The sequence below is a fragment of the Lactobacillus sp. PV037 genome (assembly GCF_014522345.1).
GTDB lineage: Bacteria > Bacillota > Bacilli > Lactobacillales > Lactobacillaceae > Lactobacillus.
On the sequence record NZ_CP041987.1, the window covers coordinates 462326 to 476587 of the forward strand.

The window sequence follows — 14262 nt, forward strand, 5'->3', positions numbered from 1 at the left end:
AAATGCAATATAGTTTAATACCATTTATTAGCAGTTTTGCAATAACTGTAATATTCTTACCGTTGTTTATTGGTTTCATGCGAATGAAACATGAAGGACAACAAATCCGTGATGAAGGACCTAAATGGCATGAAAAGAAATCTGGAACTCCTACAATGGGAGGAGTGGTGTTTACTATTGCCAGTATAATTTCGATACTTTGGGTATCATTATGGCAACATAACCTAAATAAGACAGCTTGGATGCTTATGATAGCATTTATTGGGTATGGAATTATTGGCTTTTTAGATGATGGCTTAAAGTTATTTTACAAGCGTAATCTTGGATTAAGAGCATGGCAAAAACTGCTAGGTCAAATTATTATTGCAGCAATTATTTTACTTTTGGCTTTTAGTGATCATTTTAGCACTGCTTTATTTGTACCATTTTTTGGAGTAATTCATAGCGAGATTCTATTTGCTTTATTTATGATTTTCTGGCTAGTAGGTTTCTCTAACGCAGTTAATCTTTCTGATGGGTTAGATGGTTTGGCTACTGGTTTATCAGTAATTGCGTATGGTACCTATGGATATATGGCCTATTTAGATAAAAATTGGGCTGTACTTATCTTTACAATGAGTGTAATTGGTGGATTAGTGGGTTTCTTTATTTTTAATCACAAACCGGCTAAGATTTTTATGGGAGATGCTGGATCTTTAGCGTTAGGTGGTGGTTTAGCCATTGTTTCTATTTTATTACACCGACCATGGTCACTACTATTGATTGGAATTGTTTTTGTGTGTGAAACTCTTAGTGTTATCCTCCAAGTGATTTCATTTCAAACCACTGGAAAAAGAATTTTTAAAATGACGCCTATTCACCACCATTTTGAAATGCTTGGTTGGTCAGAATGGAAAGTGGATATTGTATTTTGGATCGTAGGTTTGGTAGCAAGCATTATTTATCTTTTAATTTGGGGCTAGTAAAATGAAAAAAGTTGATACATATAAAGATAAAAATATTTTAATATTAGGATTAGGAAAAAGTGGTTTTGCAGTGGCAAAGTTACTTTTGAAGTTAGGTGCTCGACTTACTTTAAATGACAAAAAGGATTTAAAGGGAAATGATCAAGCAGCAGAATTGGAAAAATTGGGTGTCAATGTTATTTCAGGACATCATCCAGTAGAAATTTTTGAAAGCCAAGCTTTTGATTATTTAGTCAAAAATCCTGGCATCCCTTATGAAAATCCAATGGTAGTTGCTGCTAAGAAGAAAAATGTACCAGTAATTACAGAGCCAGAAGTTGCTTTAGGAGTAAGCGAAGCCCCATATGTGGCTGTCACTGGATCAAATGGAAAAACTACTACTGTGATGCTTACTCAGCAAATCATGGATCATCATTTGGCAAAAAATGGACATCATGTTTATGCAGTTGGAAACATTGGTGTTCCAATTTCTGAAGTAGTTGAAAAAGCTACCAAGGATGATCTTTTGGTAGTTGAAATGTCTAGTTTTCAATTAATGGGTGTCAATACTGTCAAGCCTAAGGTGGCAGCAATTGTCGATATCTATAATAATGTGCACCTAGATTATCATAAATCTTTTGAAAATTATGTTGAGGCAAAATTACGAATTACTCAATCACAGGATAGTAGTGATTACTTTATAGCAAATTTTGATCAGAAAGATATTTTAAAAAAAGAGTTATCTAAAACTAAGGCTCAAGTATTAACTTTTTCAGAAGTGGATTCAACTGCTGATTACTTTATTGGTGAAAAATATCTTCAAGGTAAAGACGAAGATATTATGGAAATAGATGAAATTAAAATTCCAGGTATCCATAATCAACAAAATAGTTTGGTAGCAATTGCTATTTCTAAAGTTATGGGTGCAAGTAATGAAGATATTAGAGCTGTACTTTCTACTTTTAAAGGAGCCAAACATCGTTTAGAATATGTAATGACATATAATGGTCGAAGAATTTATAATGATTCTAAGTCAACGAATATTGAAGCAGCCACTGTAGCGATTGATTCTTTTAAAAATCCCGAAGTTTTGATAGCAGGGGGACTAGATCGTGGCTTTATGTTTGATAGTTTGGTTGATCTTTTAAAGAAGCATGTAAAGACGATAGTATTATATGGTGAAACGCGCTATCTTTTAGCAGATGCGGCTAGAAAAGCGGGAATAAAAGATATTATTATTGTTAACACGCTTCAAGAAGCTGTTCCAAAGGCATATGAAGGTAGTAAAGAGGGAGACGTGATTCTTTTTTCACCAGCGTGTGCGTCATGGGATCAATTTAATACTTTTGAAGAACGTGGTGACTTCTTTGTGAAATTTGTAAAGGAATTAAAGACAAAATAAAATGAGAGTAATTTTTTCAGGTGGTGGAACAGGCGGCCACATTTATCCAATTATGGCATTGATTGAACGCTTAAAAGAACGAAATTTGGTTACAAATGATGAGATTCTTTTTGTGGGAACAACGAAAGGTCTTGAATCAAAGATTGTGCCTAATGCAAAAGTTCCCTTTAAAACCTTGGATATTCAAGGGTTTAATCGACGTCATCCATTGAAAAATTTTTCAACGATTAATAAGTTTTTAAAATCTAGTAAAGAGGCAAAAAAGATTATTAAAAACTTTAAGCCAGATATTGTAGTAGGAACTGGTGGGTATGTATCAGGTGCAATTGTGTTTGAAGCTGCCAAACTTCATATTCCTACTATCATTCATGAATCGAATTCTGTGGTTGGATTAGCAAATAAGTTTTTAGCTCATTATGTAGATAAAATTTGTTACACTTTTGATGATGCTGCCAAACAATTCCCTGAAAAGAAGAAATTAGTTAAAACAGGAAATCCTCGTTCACAACAAGTACTAGGATTGAATGAAGAAAAGGTAGATATTAACCAAAAATGGGATTTAGATCCAGCAATTCCAACAGTTTTAATATTTGGTGGGTCTCGAGGAGCCTTAGCAATTAATCAAATTGTAGAAAAATCTCTTGCAGATCTTTCTAAGAAACCCTATCAAATTATTTGGGCAACTGGGCAATTATACTACGACAGCATAAGAAAAAGATTAGCTGATAAAAAAGTTGGAAATAATATTCGAGTGGTACCATATATAAAGAATATGCCGGGGTTACTTCCTCAGATGACATGTGTTGTTTCACGTTCAGGGGCAACTAGTTTAGCTGAGTTTACTGCTTTAGGAATTCCAGTGATTTTAATTCCGAGTCCTAATGTTACTCATAATCACCAAATGAAGAATGCGATGGACATGGAGAAAGCAGGGGCTGCTTTAGTAATTAGTGAAGATGATTTAAACCCTAATAATTTTGTGTCATCAATTGATCATATTTTGTTAGATACTGACTATGCCAAGAAGATGAAGCAGGCTTCAAAGAAAATGGGTATTCCTGATGCTTCTGACCAAGTAATTAAAGTTATGGAAAACTTGATTAGCAAGCAAAAAAGTGCTTAAAGTTATAGGTGAGGCAGATGGCTAAGAAAAAAATAACTAAGAAAGACCCACGTAAAGAAATTTCTGGGTGGGTAGATTATAAAAATAAATCTAATTCTACCAGTGGGAAAAAGGTTTCAGCCTCACTGAAAAAACTGCATGCTGAAAGAAGAAAATCTGTTTTAAGACGGTTGGGGTTAATTATTGTTGTAGCCTTAATATTTATATTAGGACTTGGGTATTTTATATCACCACTTTCTAATGTGAAGAGTGTTCGTGTGTTAGGAGCACAAGAAATTAATCCTCATAAGATTGTGACTGTTTCTGGAATTAAAGCACAAGATAAAGTAATAGGAACTATTTTTAAGAAGAGTCAAATCAAACAAAAATTAAGCCAAAATTTTCCAGAAATTAAAGAAAGTAGTATTCAAGTTAAAAACTGGAATAATTTTATAATTAATGTTAAGCAATATGCAGTAGCTGGATACGTAAAGGAAAATGTGGGTTATAGAGCACTACTAGTTAATGGAAAATTAAGTACTTATACCTTGCCATTAGCAAAAATAAAAAAAGATAAACCAATTTTTATTAATTATAGTAATGGAAAAAGATTACAACAAGCACTTAATATTTATAAGCAATTTCCTCAAGTTATCAAAAATCAAGTTCGCGTAATTGATGGAGATACTAAACGAACTACTCAAATTAAGTTGATCTTAAAAGATAAAAATATTATTTTAGGTAGTACTCCAACGATTGTAGATAAGATTAAGTATTATCCAGTTATTGCTAAAAACTTAAAACAACCTTCAGTAGTAGATTTTGAAATTGGAGCATTTAGTCATCCATTGACTTCAAGTGAAAGAAAGCTTGTAGAGAATACTAAATAGTTTAATAGTCAAAATAAAAAATAATATGTTAGAATTTTAATAATTAGGATATGATTTGGAGGCATAGTCTTGAATAAATCAAATTTACTGGTGGGATTAGACATTGGAACCACAAGTGTAAAAGCAGTTGTAGCAGATACAACATCAAATGAATTACGTGTAATTGGAGCAGCAACTGAACCTACTAGTGGGATGCGTCATGGGAAAATTGTTGATATTGATGAAACAGCTGCTAGTATTTCACGTGCAGTAAATAAAGTAGCACAAAAAACAAATTCAAAAATTTATCGGGTAGTAACAGGTATTCCAGTGGGATTACTACAATTAGAAAATGCTACTGGATTGATAAATATTGGAGAACAAGGTCAAGAAGTGGGCGATAGTGATGTAAAAAGGGTCCTATCTTCCGCAATTGGAGCTGCTTTAAAAGATGGTCGCCAAGCTATTTCTTTTTTACCAAGTAAATTTTTAATTGATGGTAAGACTGATGTAGACGATCCACGTAAAATGATTGCTCATTCATTAGAAGTACATGGAATTTTACTTACTGCTCCAACAGCTGATCTTCATAATATAAAAAAAGCTGTAGAAAGAGCTGGGTTTAAAAATAATTTCTTTATTCCAACTCCATTGGCAATTTCTAGCATTGCCTTAGATGAGGGAGAAAGAACATTTGGATCTGTACTCTTAGACTTAGGTGGTGGTACCACTACGGCTACTGTCATTCATGAAAATAAGATTAAGTATGCAACCATTGATCTTGAAGGTGGCATTGATATTACTAAGGATATTTCGACTGTCTTGAATACTTCAAAGAAAGAAGCCGAGAAAATTAAAATTGAATTTGGATATGCAGATCCAGATCTAACTTCACCTGAAAATCAGTTTCCTGTCAAAGTAGTGGGGGAAACTAGTGGAAAGATGATTGATGAGGAATATTTAAGTGAAATAATTAATGCACGTGTAGAGCAAATTCTTTCACGAATTGGTAAAGGATTAGCTGATCATGATGCCTTTAGCCTTCCAGGGGGAGTTGTAATCACAGGTGGAACCAGTGCTTTGCAAGGAATGGGTGATGTAGTAAAGAATGATTTTAGAGTAAAAACTAAAATTTTTCAGCCTAATCAAATGGGGTTACGAAATCCAATTTATACAGCTGGTTTTGGAATTGTTCAATATGCTTACGATTTAGATGACATTGATTATTTAGTTAATAGCGTAATTTATGGAGAAGATAGTACTCCAGTAGCTCAGGAAATTGAAAAACCAAATAGAGAAAACATGAAGTTTTTCAAAAGACCTACATCTTCTAGTGAAATCGAACCGAAAGAAGATTATAATAGAAATACAGTATCCTCTTCTTTTGAAGATGAGCAAGAAGATTTAAAAAAGACTAAAAAAGGAAATAAAGTCAAAGACTTTTTCAAAAAGTTTTTTGATTAATTAAGGTGGTTTATTAATGGATTTTACTTTCGATTCTGATGACAATAAAAATGCAGTCATTAAAGTAATCGGTGTTGGTGGTGCTGGTGGTAACGCTGTGAACCGAATGATTGATGAAGGTGTTCAAGGTGTATCCTTTATTGCAGCCAATACTGATGTGCAAGCATTAAATAGTAATAAAGCAGAAAACAAAATTCAACTCGGGCCAAAATTGACTCGTGGACTTGGAGCAGGATCTCACCCAGAAGTGGGAGAAAAATCTGCAGAAGAAAGTCAACAAACTATTGAGGATTCACTCAAAGGTGCAGATATGATTTTTATCACTGCTGGAATGGGTGGAGGAACAGGTACAGGAGCTGCCCCAGTAATCGCAAAAATTGCTCGTGAAACTGGTGCACTTACTGTCGGTGTGGTTACACGCCCCTTTACCTTTGAAGGCCCTAAACGCTCAAAAAACGCAGCTGAAGGGATTGCAGAATTAAAACAATATGTAGATACATTGGTAATTATTGCAAATAACCGTTTACTTGAAATGGTTGATAAAAAGACCCCAATGATGGATGCCTTTAAAGAAGCAGATAATGTTTTGCGCCAAGGTGTGCAAGGAATTTCAGATTTAATTACTTCAACTGACTATGTTAACCTGGACTTTGCTGATGTTAAGACAGTTATGGAAAATCAAGGCGCTGCTTTAATGGGAATTGGTAGAGCAAGTGGGGAAAATAGAACTGTTGAAGCAACTAAACTAGCAATTTCTTCACCTTTACTTGAAGTATCAATTGATGGTGCTAAGCAAGTATTATTAAACATTACTGGTGGACCAGATTTAACCTTATTTGAAGCTCAAGATGCATCAGATATTGTTTCAAAGGCTGCTGGTGATGGAGTAAATATTATATTTGGTACTTCAATCAATGCAAATTTAGGTGATGAAGTAGTAGTTACAGTGATTGCTACTGGAATTGATGCCAAGGCAGAAGAAGCAGCTTCACGTCAGCCAATGCGTCGCAGACGACCAACTGAAGAGTCTGCCTCTCAACAACCAGTTGCAAATCCAGCTTCTGCTGCCTCAACTGCAAAGCAAGAGCCAGTGCAGGAAAGAGCAAATACTCCAAAGAATTCAGATGATCTTTTAGATCCAACAAGTGTTTGGAAGCAAGATAAAGGTGAAAATACGCGTCCACAACCTCCAATTGAAAATCCTACGCCTTCTGCTAAAAAAGATGATTTTTCATCATTCAGTGCAGATGAACAAAGTAGTATTTCACAAATTGAAACCAGTGCTGACGATGACTCGGATAGTGATATTCCATTTTTCAAACACCGTCGTAGAAACTAAGTAAGAAGGGTAAGGAGGAACTATGGCTTTTGACAAATTAGGACGTTTTTTTGGGATGAATGGTAATGACGAAGACATATCTGATGAAGAAGAAATTGAAGTAAGAGATGATTCTTCGGTAGATGAAATTCCAACGAATGAAAGACGAGGAAATGTTGTGCCAATTAATTCTGCTGGAACCCCTACTAGTAAAATTGTTTTAGAAGAACCACGTGTATATTCAGATGCAAAAGAAGTTTCCCAGAATCTTTTGGCAAATAAAGCAGTAATTATAAATTTTGCACGAATGGATGATGCCCAAGCACGTCGAATTGTAGATTTCGTTACAGGAACAGTTTATGCGTTAAATGGGGAAATTCAGCGTGTGGGAGATAAAATATTTTTAGCTACTCCACCAAAATTTGAAACTGATGGAAAGATTGCGGAATTAGTAGAAAAGAAAGATAACTTAGAATAATGATCTTACCAATAATCGGATGGTTGTTGCGAATTATTTCAACTTTATTGAATGTATATGGATTGTTAATTGTTATTTATGCATTGTTAACGTGGGTACCAAGACTTTTAAATACAACTTTGGGAAGAGTTTTGGCAAGAATTGTTCAACCTTATTTGAATTTTTTTGAACGTATTATCCCTCCAATTGCAAATATAAGTTTTGCCCCGGTAGTTGCATTATTAGTAATATATTTTGTAAATAATTATGTTTTAGTGTGGATTGCAAATATTGTAGTCCATTTGGTGCATTAGATGATTGAGAAAAAACAAGCAAGTGATTTTTATCAGCATTTTGATGTAAATGAAAGGTCGACGGTGGATTTCTTCGTCGGCCTTTTTAATAGGTATTTATTTCAAAATGATCCAATTTTGACTCCGTTTTTAAATCCGCGCGAAGTCTTTATTTTTAAAAAAATAGTAGGTAATTGTGCTCAAGTTTTAACTTGGGGTGGGTATCAAAGTGCCGAAAAAGTTCGGTTATTGCTATGTGATTGGGAAGAAAGCTTTTTGCCAGAGAAGTTTGACATAGCTGTACTTGAAATATCTTATAATAAAAAATGGGAGAAAATTACTCATAGTCAAATTTTAGGAGTATTAGCAAATTCAGGAATTGAAGTTAATACTGTTGGTGATATCATTAGCGATGGAAAAGGGAATTGGCAATTTTTTATTGAGAAACAATTAGTAAAATTCGTAGAGCAAGAAGTCACTAAAATTGGTCATGCAAAAGTTAAATTACACGAAATTTCTGAAAAGGAAATTCTTCAAGTTAATGATGATAGTGAAGAGAGAAGTGCTGTAGTCGTTTCCTTACGTTTAGATACGGTAGTAAGTAGTATAATTAATCAAAGTAGAAGTCACGTTAAAGCTAGTTTAAAAGAGAAAAATATAAAATTAAATTGGCATGATATTAAAGAATCTCATATAATGATTTCTAGAGAGGATATTTTAAGTATTCGACACTTTGGTCGCGTGAAAATCAACGAAATTTTTACAACAAAAAAAGGAAAATATCGAATAAATTATCAAGTATGGCAGTCAAAGAAAAGGTGAAAATATGGCAAGATTAACTCCAATGAATATCCATGAAAAGCAATTTCAAACTAAATTTAAAGGTTATGATGTTGACGAAGTAGATGGATACTTAGATCAAATTGTGAATGATTATGGTGATGTGTTAGATGAAAATGTAGATTTAAAGAATAAAATTGCACATTTAGAGGAACAAAATCAACTTTTAACTGATAAAACAAAAGAATATGATGAATTAAAAGAAACCTTAAACCGGTCTTTAATTGCGGCCCAAAAATTGCAAGAAGAGGCAGAACAAAATTCAGCCAAGATTGTTGAAGATGGACAAAAACAAGCACAAGAAATTGTGGAAAAGGCAAAAGGAAACGCTGAAGACTTAGATAAAAACTTAAAACAAGAATACACAACTCTAAGTGAAGACTATGAACTTTTGAAGAAAAAAGTTAGCAACTTTCGTAGTGAGATGAAGAAGCAACTACAAGAACAATTAGATGCTTTAAGTGATGATAGTTGGCAATATGAATTAGATGAATACTACGGCCGTAGTCGTCTTTATCCAGGAGATGGGTCACAACCCATCGCTCAATCTGAAAATGAATTAGAAAGCAAAAAAGATTCAGAAACTGAAAAAAAATCTAATGAAAATGTAGTGATTGACAAAAGTAGTGATAATGAAGTACAATCTGAATCAACAACTGCTCCAAAAATTGTTTTAGAAGACAAATCAAGCGAAAAACAGTTGGAAGTGAATTCATCTCAGAACAATAATGGACCAAAGATTATTTTTCCAGATGAAAATAAAAAAGAATAATAACTAATTGACAGTAAAACAAGTAAATGACCACAGCGAGTTAGTGAGGGTGAGAGGCTAACATAATTGAAAGTTGATCAGCTGCCGATAGATTAGTGCGTTTTCCCATGCGTTAAATGGGAACTTAAGTGGAACAGAAATGTTCAAATTAGGTGGTACCACGAAGAAACTTCGCCCTATAGTTGGGTGAAGTTTTTTTGTTAGAAGGGAGAATTTTATGAAAATGAAAGATACTTTGAATTTGGGAAAGACTAAATTCAAAATGCGTGGTAATCTTCCCGTTCGTGAAGCACAATGGCAAAAAGAATGGGAAGACAATAAATTATATGAAAAAAGACTAAAACTAAATGAGGGTAAGCCAAGATTTGATCTACATGATGGTCCTCCATTTGCTAATGGTAATATCCATATGGGACACTCCATGAACAAAATCTCTAAAGATATTATCGTCCGTTATAAAAATATGAGCGGCTTTTATGCTCCTTATGTACCAGGTTGGGATACACATGGTTTACCTATTGAACAGCAATTAGCGAAGAAAGGCATTAAGCGTAAAGAAATGTCGATGGCTGAATATCGTCAACTCTGTTATGATTATGCGATGTCTCAGATCGAAAAACAAAAAGCTGATTTTAAACGCTTAGGTGTAATGGGGGATTGGGAACATCCGTATATCACACTTCAACCAGAATTCGAAGCTGCTGAAATTCGTGTATTTGGTGAAATGTTTGATAAAGGATACATCTATAAGGGTAAGAAACCTGTTTATTGGTCCTGGTCATCAGAATCAACTTTGGCAGAAGCAGAAGTGGAATATAAAGATGTTGAAGCAAATTCAATCTTTGTGGCTTTCCCTGTTAAAGATGGTAAAGGCTTATTAGATGAACAAAATACTTATTTTGTAATTTGGACTACAACTCCATGGACAATTCCAGCTAATGAAGCAATTGCTGTTAACCCAACTTTTGAATATTCAGTAGTTAAAGTGGGGGATAAACAATTTGTAGTAGCAACCGGATTGTTAGATCAAGTTGCCCAAGAAATTGGTTGGGAGAACTACGAAGTTGTTAAGACTTTAAAGGGAGCAGACATGGAATATATGACTGCTAAGCATCCCCTTTACGATGACAGAGAAAGTCTTGTAATTGAGGGATTCCATGTTACTTTAGATGATGGTACTGGATTAGTTCATACAGCTCCTGGTTTTGGTGAAGACGACTTTAATGTAGGTCAAAAATATCATCTACCTGTCTTTAGTCCAGTGGATTCACAAGGAAAATATACCGACGAGGTCCCAGAACTTGAAGGGATGTTTTACCAAGATGTAGATAAGTTAATGGTAGAAAAGTTAAAGGATAACGGATCTTTATTAAAACTTAAAGTATTTACTCACTCCTATCCTCATGATTGGAGAACTAAGAAGCCACTTATTTTCCGTGCTACAACTCAATGGTTTGCCTCAATTGAACCATTTAGACAACAAATCTTGGATGAAATCGAAAACGCTAGCTTCTCACCAAGTTGGGGTAAAACTCGTCTTTACAATATGATTAAGGATCGTGGAGATTGGGTAATTTCACGTCAACGTGCTTGGGGAGTTCCATTACCAATCTTTTATGCCGAAGATGGCACACCAATTGTAACTAAAGAAACAATTAACCATGTAGCTGATATCTTTGAAAAAGAAGGCTCAAATGCTTGGTTTAAGAAGAGTGCAAAAGAATTGTTACCTGAAGGATTTACTTCCGAACATTCACCAAATGGAAAGTTTACTAAGGAAACAGATATCCTTGATGTATGGTTTGACTCAGGAAGTTCTTGGTCAGCAGTAATGGATCAACGTCCAGACCTCAAGGCACCTGCTGATTTATACTTAGAAGGTAGTGACCAATATCGTGGCTGGTTTAACTCAAGCTTAATCACTTCAGTTGCAACTACTGGGAAGGCACCATATAAGAAGATTCTTTCTCAAGGATTTGTTTTAGATGATAAAGGCCATAAAATGTCTAAGTCATTGGGTAATGTAATTTCACCAAATGATGTTATCAAGCAAATGGGTGCAGAAATTATTCGTCTTTGGGTAGCAGGGGCAGATACAACTTCTGATGTAGCAGTTTCACAAGATATTTTGCGTCAAGCAGCTGAAAGCTACCGAAAGATTAGAAATACTATGCGCTATATGTTGGCAAATACTTCAGATTTTGATCCAAAGGAAAATGCAATTGCTTATCCAGATATGTCTGGTGTAGATCAATATTTAGAGGTTAAATTAAACAAATTAATTGAAGCATGTCTTAAAGCATATGAAAACTTTGACTTTAACACAGTTTATAAAAAGGTGTTTAGTTTTATTTCCAATGATTTATCAGCCTTTTATCTTGACTTTGCGAAAGATATTCTTTACATTGATCCTGAAAACAGCGAAACGCGTCGCTCTATGCAAACAGTAATTTATGATGTTTTGGTTAAATTGACAAAACTTTTGACCCCAATTTTGCCTCATACAATGGAAGAAGTTTGGGGATATTTAAAAGAACCTGAAGATTACGTTCAATTAGCCGAAATGCCAGAAGTTGCACACTTTGCTAATGAAAGTGAAATTTTGGAAGATTGGAATGCCTTTATGCGTGTCAGAGCAGATGTATTGAAGGCTTTAGAAGTAGCAAGAGCAGATAAGATTATTGGTAAATCTTTTGAAGCTCATGTAACTTTATATCCAACTAAAGAAACTGCTGAGTTATTGAAGAAATTAAAGGGGAATCTCCGTCAAATTTTGATTGTCTCTGAATTAACAATTTCAGATGCTCCAGCTCCAGCAGATGCACCAAAATATGAAAGTGGTTCAATTGTAGTCGAACCAGCAGAAGGCAAAGTATGTGAAAGATGCCGTCGCATCACCACTGATGTTGGTAGTGATCCACGTTTCCCAGAATTATGTGCAAGATGTGCAGAAATCGTTGAGAAAAATTTCCCACAAGCAGCGGAAGAGGGTTTTGATAAATAATGCGTACAGGTACAGTAAAACAATTTGATGCAAATTCAGCTTTTGGATTTATTGAGGATGATTTAACTGGATCTTCTTATTTTGTTTTTTATAAATCTATTAAAGATGATGGTTATAAAAGACTTCAAGTTGGTCAAAGAGTAAAATATCAATTAGCTCAAGGAAAAAAAGGATTGCAATGTATCAATGTATATGTTGATAAAAATGCCATAAGGGAGTAATTAAATGGACCTAAAAGAGACCGAAATTTCCAATAAATCTATTTTTGAAGGTAGACTTATTGATTTAAATGTAGAAACTGTTAGTCTACCTAATGGAAAAACGGCAACTCGGGAAGTAGTAAAGCATCCTGATGCTAGTGCAGCAATTGCAATTAATGAAAAAAAAGAAATGCTTTTAGTTGCACAGTGGCGTGAACCAATTAAGCAGGTTACCTTAGAAATTCCGGCTGGATTAATTGATCCAACAGATGCCTCCCCTTTAGATGCAATGAAAAGGGAATTGAATGAAGAAGGTGGCTATAAGGCGGATTATTGGGAAAAGGTAAGTGAGTTTTATACTTCACCAGGTTTTTGTGATGAAAAAATTTATCTTTTCTATTGTGATACTTTAACCAAATTAGAGCATAAGCGAGATTTGGATGAAGATGAATTTTTAACTCATAAGTGGTATTCACTAGCAGAATTAAAAACTTTAATGATAGAAGGAAAAATTGTAGATGCTAAAACAATAATGGCAATTACTTTTTGGGAAAATATGCTTTTATCAGGAAAAGAATAAAAAATGGTGGAAACAAGAAAAGATTACCGCAAAAAGCAAAGACAAAAGAAATTTAAGAATTTATGGCATAGCTTTTTTAAGACATCAAAACCAAAAGATGAAGCAGAAAATGAAACTGATGTCCCTGAAAATAAAACATTTTTTTCAGATAGTGTAGATGCTGAGAAGCAAATAACAGTTGATGAAAAGAGAGATCGATTAAAAAAAAGACTAAATTGGGCAATTTTAATTGTTTTGGGGTTAATTATTTTAGTTTTGATAGCTTTATTTAAATTATAATGAGGAAATTTAACTATGAAAATTGCAATCATTGTGCCAATGGCACAAGAAGCTGAATATTATCATCAACATTTCCCACATTCAGAAAAAAAGGTGTTCGGATCAGCTGAATTCGAACACTTTTCTGTGAATGGAAATGAGATTTATTTGGGACTTAGTGGCATTGGAAAAGTAAATGCAGCAATGAATTTGACTAGCTTGCTGACAAAAGAAAAAATAAATTTAATTTTTATGACAGGATCGGCTGGAGCACTTCAAAGAGATATTCATCAAAAAGATTTGGTTTTACCAACTGCTTTTACCTATCATGATGCTCATAATACTTTGGCAGGAGATTATGTAGAGGGACAAATTCCTCAAGAACCTGCAAAGTATGAATTAAATAGTGAGGCCAGGAAAAAATTCGCAGACTTTTTAAAAAATGAAGGTATTGATTTTAAAGAAGGGCTAATTGTAACTGGAGATTCATTTATTGCTTCGAAAAAACAAAAAGATGCTATTCAAGAAATGTTTCCCACTGCATTAGGTGTTGAAATGGAAGGGGCAGCTTTTGCACAAGTTGCTAATCATTTTGCCGTTCCATTAATTGCTCTAAGAGCAATTTCTGATAACGGGGATGACAGTGCTGGAGAAGATTTTGATATTTTTGTTAAAGAAGTAGGTCAGAAAGCAGCTGAAACAATTTCAAAATATTTGGAAACAAAAGTCTAAGTCAAGAAAAGTAAGCTAAGTAGTCTT

15 protein-coding genes are annotated in these 14262 nt (G+C 34.1%); all 15 read left to right on the forward strand.

Features of this window, described 5'->3' with window-relative positions; genetic code table 11:
* Positions 1-2 precede the first annotated feature (2 nt).
* Complete coding sequence (mraY, locus tag FP435_RS02715; RefSeq protein WP_265484253.1) at positions 3-962, forward strand: phospho-N-acetylmuramoyl-pentapeptide-transferase; 960 nt, start codon at positions 3-5, stop codon at positions 960-962.
* 4 nt (positions 963-966) lie between these two features.
* Positions 967-2346 (forward strand): UDP-N-acetylmuramoyl-L-alanine--D-glutamate ligase, encoded by a 1380-nt coding sequence (gene murD / locus FP435_RS02720; RefSeq protein ID WP_265484254.1) that lies wholly within the window; start codon positions 967-969, stop codon positions 2344-2346.
* A 1-nt stretch (position 2347) separates the two neighbouring features.
* Positions 2348-3469 carry an undecaprenyldiphospho-muramoylpentapeptide beta-N-acetylglucosaminyltransferase gene (gene murG / locus FP435_RS02725; RefSeq protein WP_265484255.1) on the forward strand — a complete coding sequence of 374 codons (1122 nt, stop codon included), beginning with the start codon at positions 2348-2350 and terminating at the stop codon, positions 3467-3469.
* Positions 3470-3486: 17 nt separating this feature from the next.
* Positions 3487-4338: a cell division protein FtsQ/DivIB gene (locus FP435_RS02730; RefSeq protein ID WP_265484257.1), complete on the forward strand. Its 852-nt coding sequence runs from the start codon at positions 3487-3489 to the stop codon at positions 4336-4338.
* Positions 4339-4407: 69 nt separating this feature from the next.
* Positions 4408-5781: a cell division protein FtsA gene (gene ftsA, locus FP435_RS02735; protein ID WP_265484259.1), complete on the forward strand. Its 1374-nt coding sequence runs from the start codon at positions 4408-4410 to the stop codon at positions 5779-5781.
* A 16-nt stretch (positions 5782-5797) separates the two neighbouring features.
* Complete coding sequence (ftsZ, locus tag FP435_RS02740; protein WP_265484260.1) at positions 5798-7120, forward strand: cell division protein FtsZ; 1323 nt, start codon at positions 5798-5800, stop codon at positions 7118-7120.
* 22 nt (positions 7121-7142) lie between these two features.
* On the forward strand, positions 7143-7577 hold the full coding sequence (locus tag FP435_RS02745; protein ID WP_265484261.1) for a cell division protein SepF: 435 nt from the start codon (positions 7143-7145) through the stop codon (positions 7575-7577).
* On the forward strand, positions 7577-7870 hold the full coding sequence (locus FP435_RS02750) for a YggT family protein (RefSeq protein WP_265484262.1): 294 nt from the start codon (positions 7577-7579) through the stop codon (positions 7868-7870). The genes FP435_RS02745 and FP435_RS02750 overlap by 1 nt, the downstream gene beginning before the upstream one ends.
* Positions 7871-8671 (forward strand): RNA-binding protein, encoded by an 801-nt coding sequence (locus tag FP435_RS02755; RefSeq protein ID WP_265484263.1) that lies wholly within the window; start codon positions 7871-7873, stop codon positions 8669-8671.
* Positions 8672-8675: 4 nt separating this feature from the next.
* Positions 8676-9461 carry a DivIVA domain-containing protein gene (locus FP435_RS02760; RefSeq protein WP_265484265.1) on the forward strand — a complete coding sequence of 262 codons (786 nt, stop codon included), beginning with the start codon at positions 8676-8678 and terminating at the stop codon, positions 9459-9461.
* 217 nt (positions 9462-9678) lie between these two features.
* Entirely contained in the window at positions 9679-12465 is a 2787-nt protein-coding gene (ileS, locus tag FP435_RS02765; protein WP_265484267.1) for an isoleucine--tRNA ligase, read from the forward strand.
* A complete protein-coding gene (locus tag FP435_RS02770; RefSeq protein ID WP_265484268.1) occupies positions 12465-12686 on the forward strand; it encodes a cold-shock protein in 222 nt (73 codons plus the stop codon). Before ileS ends, FP435_RS02770 begins: the two co-directional genes overlap by 1 nt.
* A 4-nt stretch (positions 12687-12690) precedes the next feature.
* Positions 12691-13245, forward strand: a complete 555-nt coding sequence (locus tag FP435_RS02775) for an NUDIX hydrolase (protein ID WP_265484269.1) — start codon at positions 12691-12693, stop codon at positions 13243-13245.
* Between the two features lie 3 nt (positions 13246-13248).
* A complete protein-coding gene (locus FP435_RS02780) occupies positions 13249-13524 on the forward strand; it encodes a hypothetical protein (protein WP_265484270.1) in 276 nt (91 codons plus the stop codon).
* A 15-nt stretch (positions 13525-13539) separates the two neighbouring features.
* On the forward strand, positions 13540-14235 hold the full coding sequence (locus FP435_RS02785; RefSeq protein ID WP_265484271.1) for a 5'-methylthioadenosine/adenosylhomocysteine nucleosidase: 696 nt from the start codon (positions 13540-13542) through the stop codon (positions 14233-14235).
* Positions 14236-14262 lie beyond the last annotated feature (27 nt).

Coding starts and splice junctions, on each gene's coding strand:
- mraY (WP_265484253.1), top strand. CDS start 3: ATGCAATATAGTTTAATACCATTTATTAGCAGTTTTGCAATAACTGTA.
- murD (WP_265484254.1), top strand. CDS start 967: ATGAAAAAAGTTGATACATATAAAGATAAAAATATTTTAATATTAGGA.
- murG (WP_265484255.1), top strand. CDS start 2,348: ATGAGAGTAATTTTTTCAGGTGGTGGAACAGGCGGCCACATTTATCCA.
- FP435_RS02730 (WP_265484257.1), top strand. CDS start 3,487: ATGGCTAAGAAAAAAATAACTAAGAAAGACCCACGTAAAGAAATTTCT.
- ftsZ (WP_265484260.1), top strand. CDS start 5,798: ATGGATTTTACTTTCGATTCTGATGACAATAAAAATGCAGTCATTAAA.
- FP435_RS02745 (WP_265484261.1), top strand. CDS start 7,143: ATGGCTTTTGACAAATTAGGACGTTTTTTTGGGATGAATGGTAATGAC.
- FP435_RS02750 (WP_265484262.1), top strand. CDS start 7,577: ATGATCTTACCAATAATCGGATGGTTGTTGCGAATTATTTCAACTTTA.
- FP435_RS02755 (WP_265484263.1), top strand. CDS start 7,871: ATGATTGAGAAAAAACAAGCAAGTGATTTTTATCAGCATTTTGATGTA.
- FP435_RS02760 (WP_265484265.1), top strand. CDS start 8,676: ATGGCAAGATTAACTCCAATGAATATCCATGAAAAGCAATTTCAAACT.
- ileS (WP_265484267.1), top strand. CDS start 9,679: ATGAAAATGAAAGATACTTTGAATTTGGGAAAGACTAAATTCAAAATG.
- FP435_RS02770 (WP_265484268.1), top strand. CDS start 12,465: ATGCGTACAGGTACAGTAAAACAATTTGATGCAAATTCAGCTTTTGGA.
- FP435_RS02775 (WP_265484269.1), top strand. CDS start 12,691: ATGGACCTAAAAGAGACCGAAATTTCCAATAAATCTATTTTTGAAGGT.
- FP435_RS02780 (WP_265484270.1), top strand. CDS start 13,249: ATGGTGGAAACAAGAAAAGATTACCGCAAAAAGCAAAGACAAAAGAAA.
- FP435_RS02785 (WP_265484271.1), top strand. CDS start 13,540: ATGAAAATTGCAATCATTGTGCCAATGGCACAAGAAGCTGAATATTAT.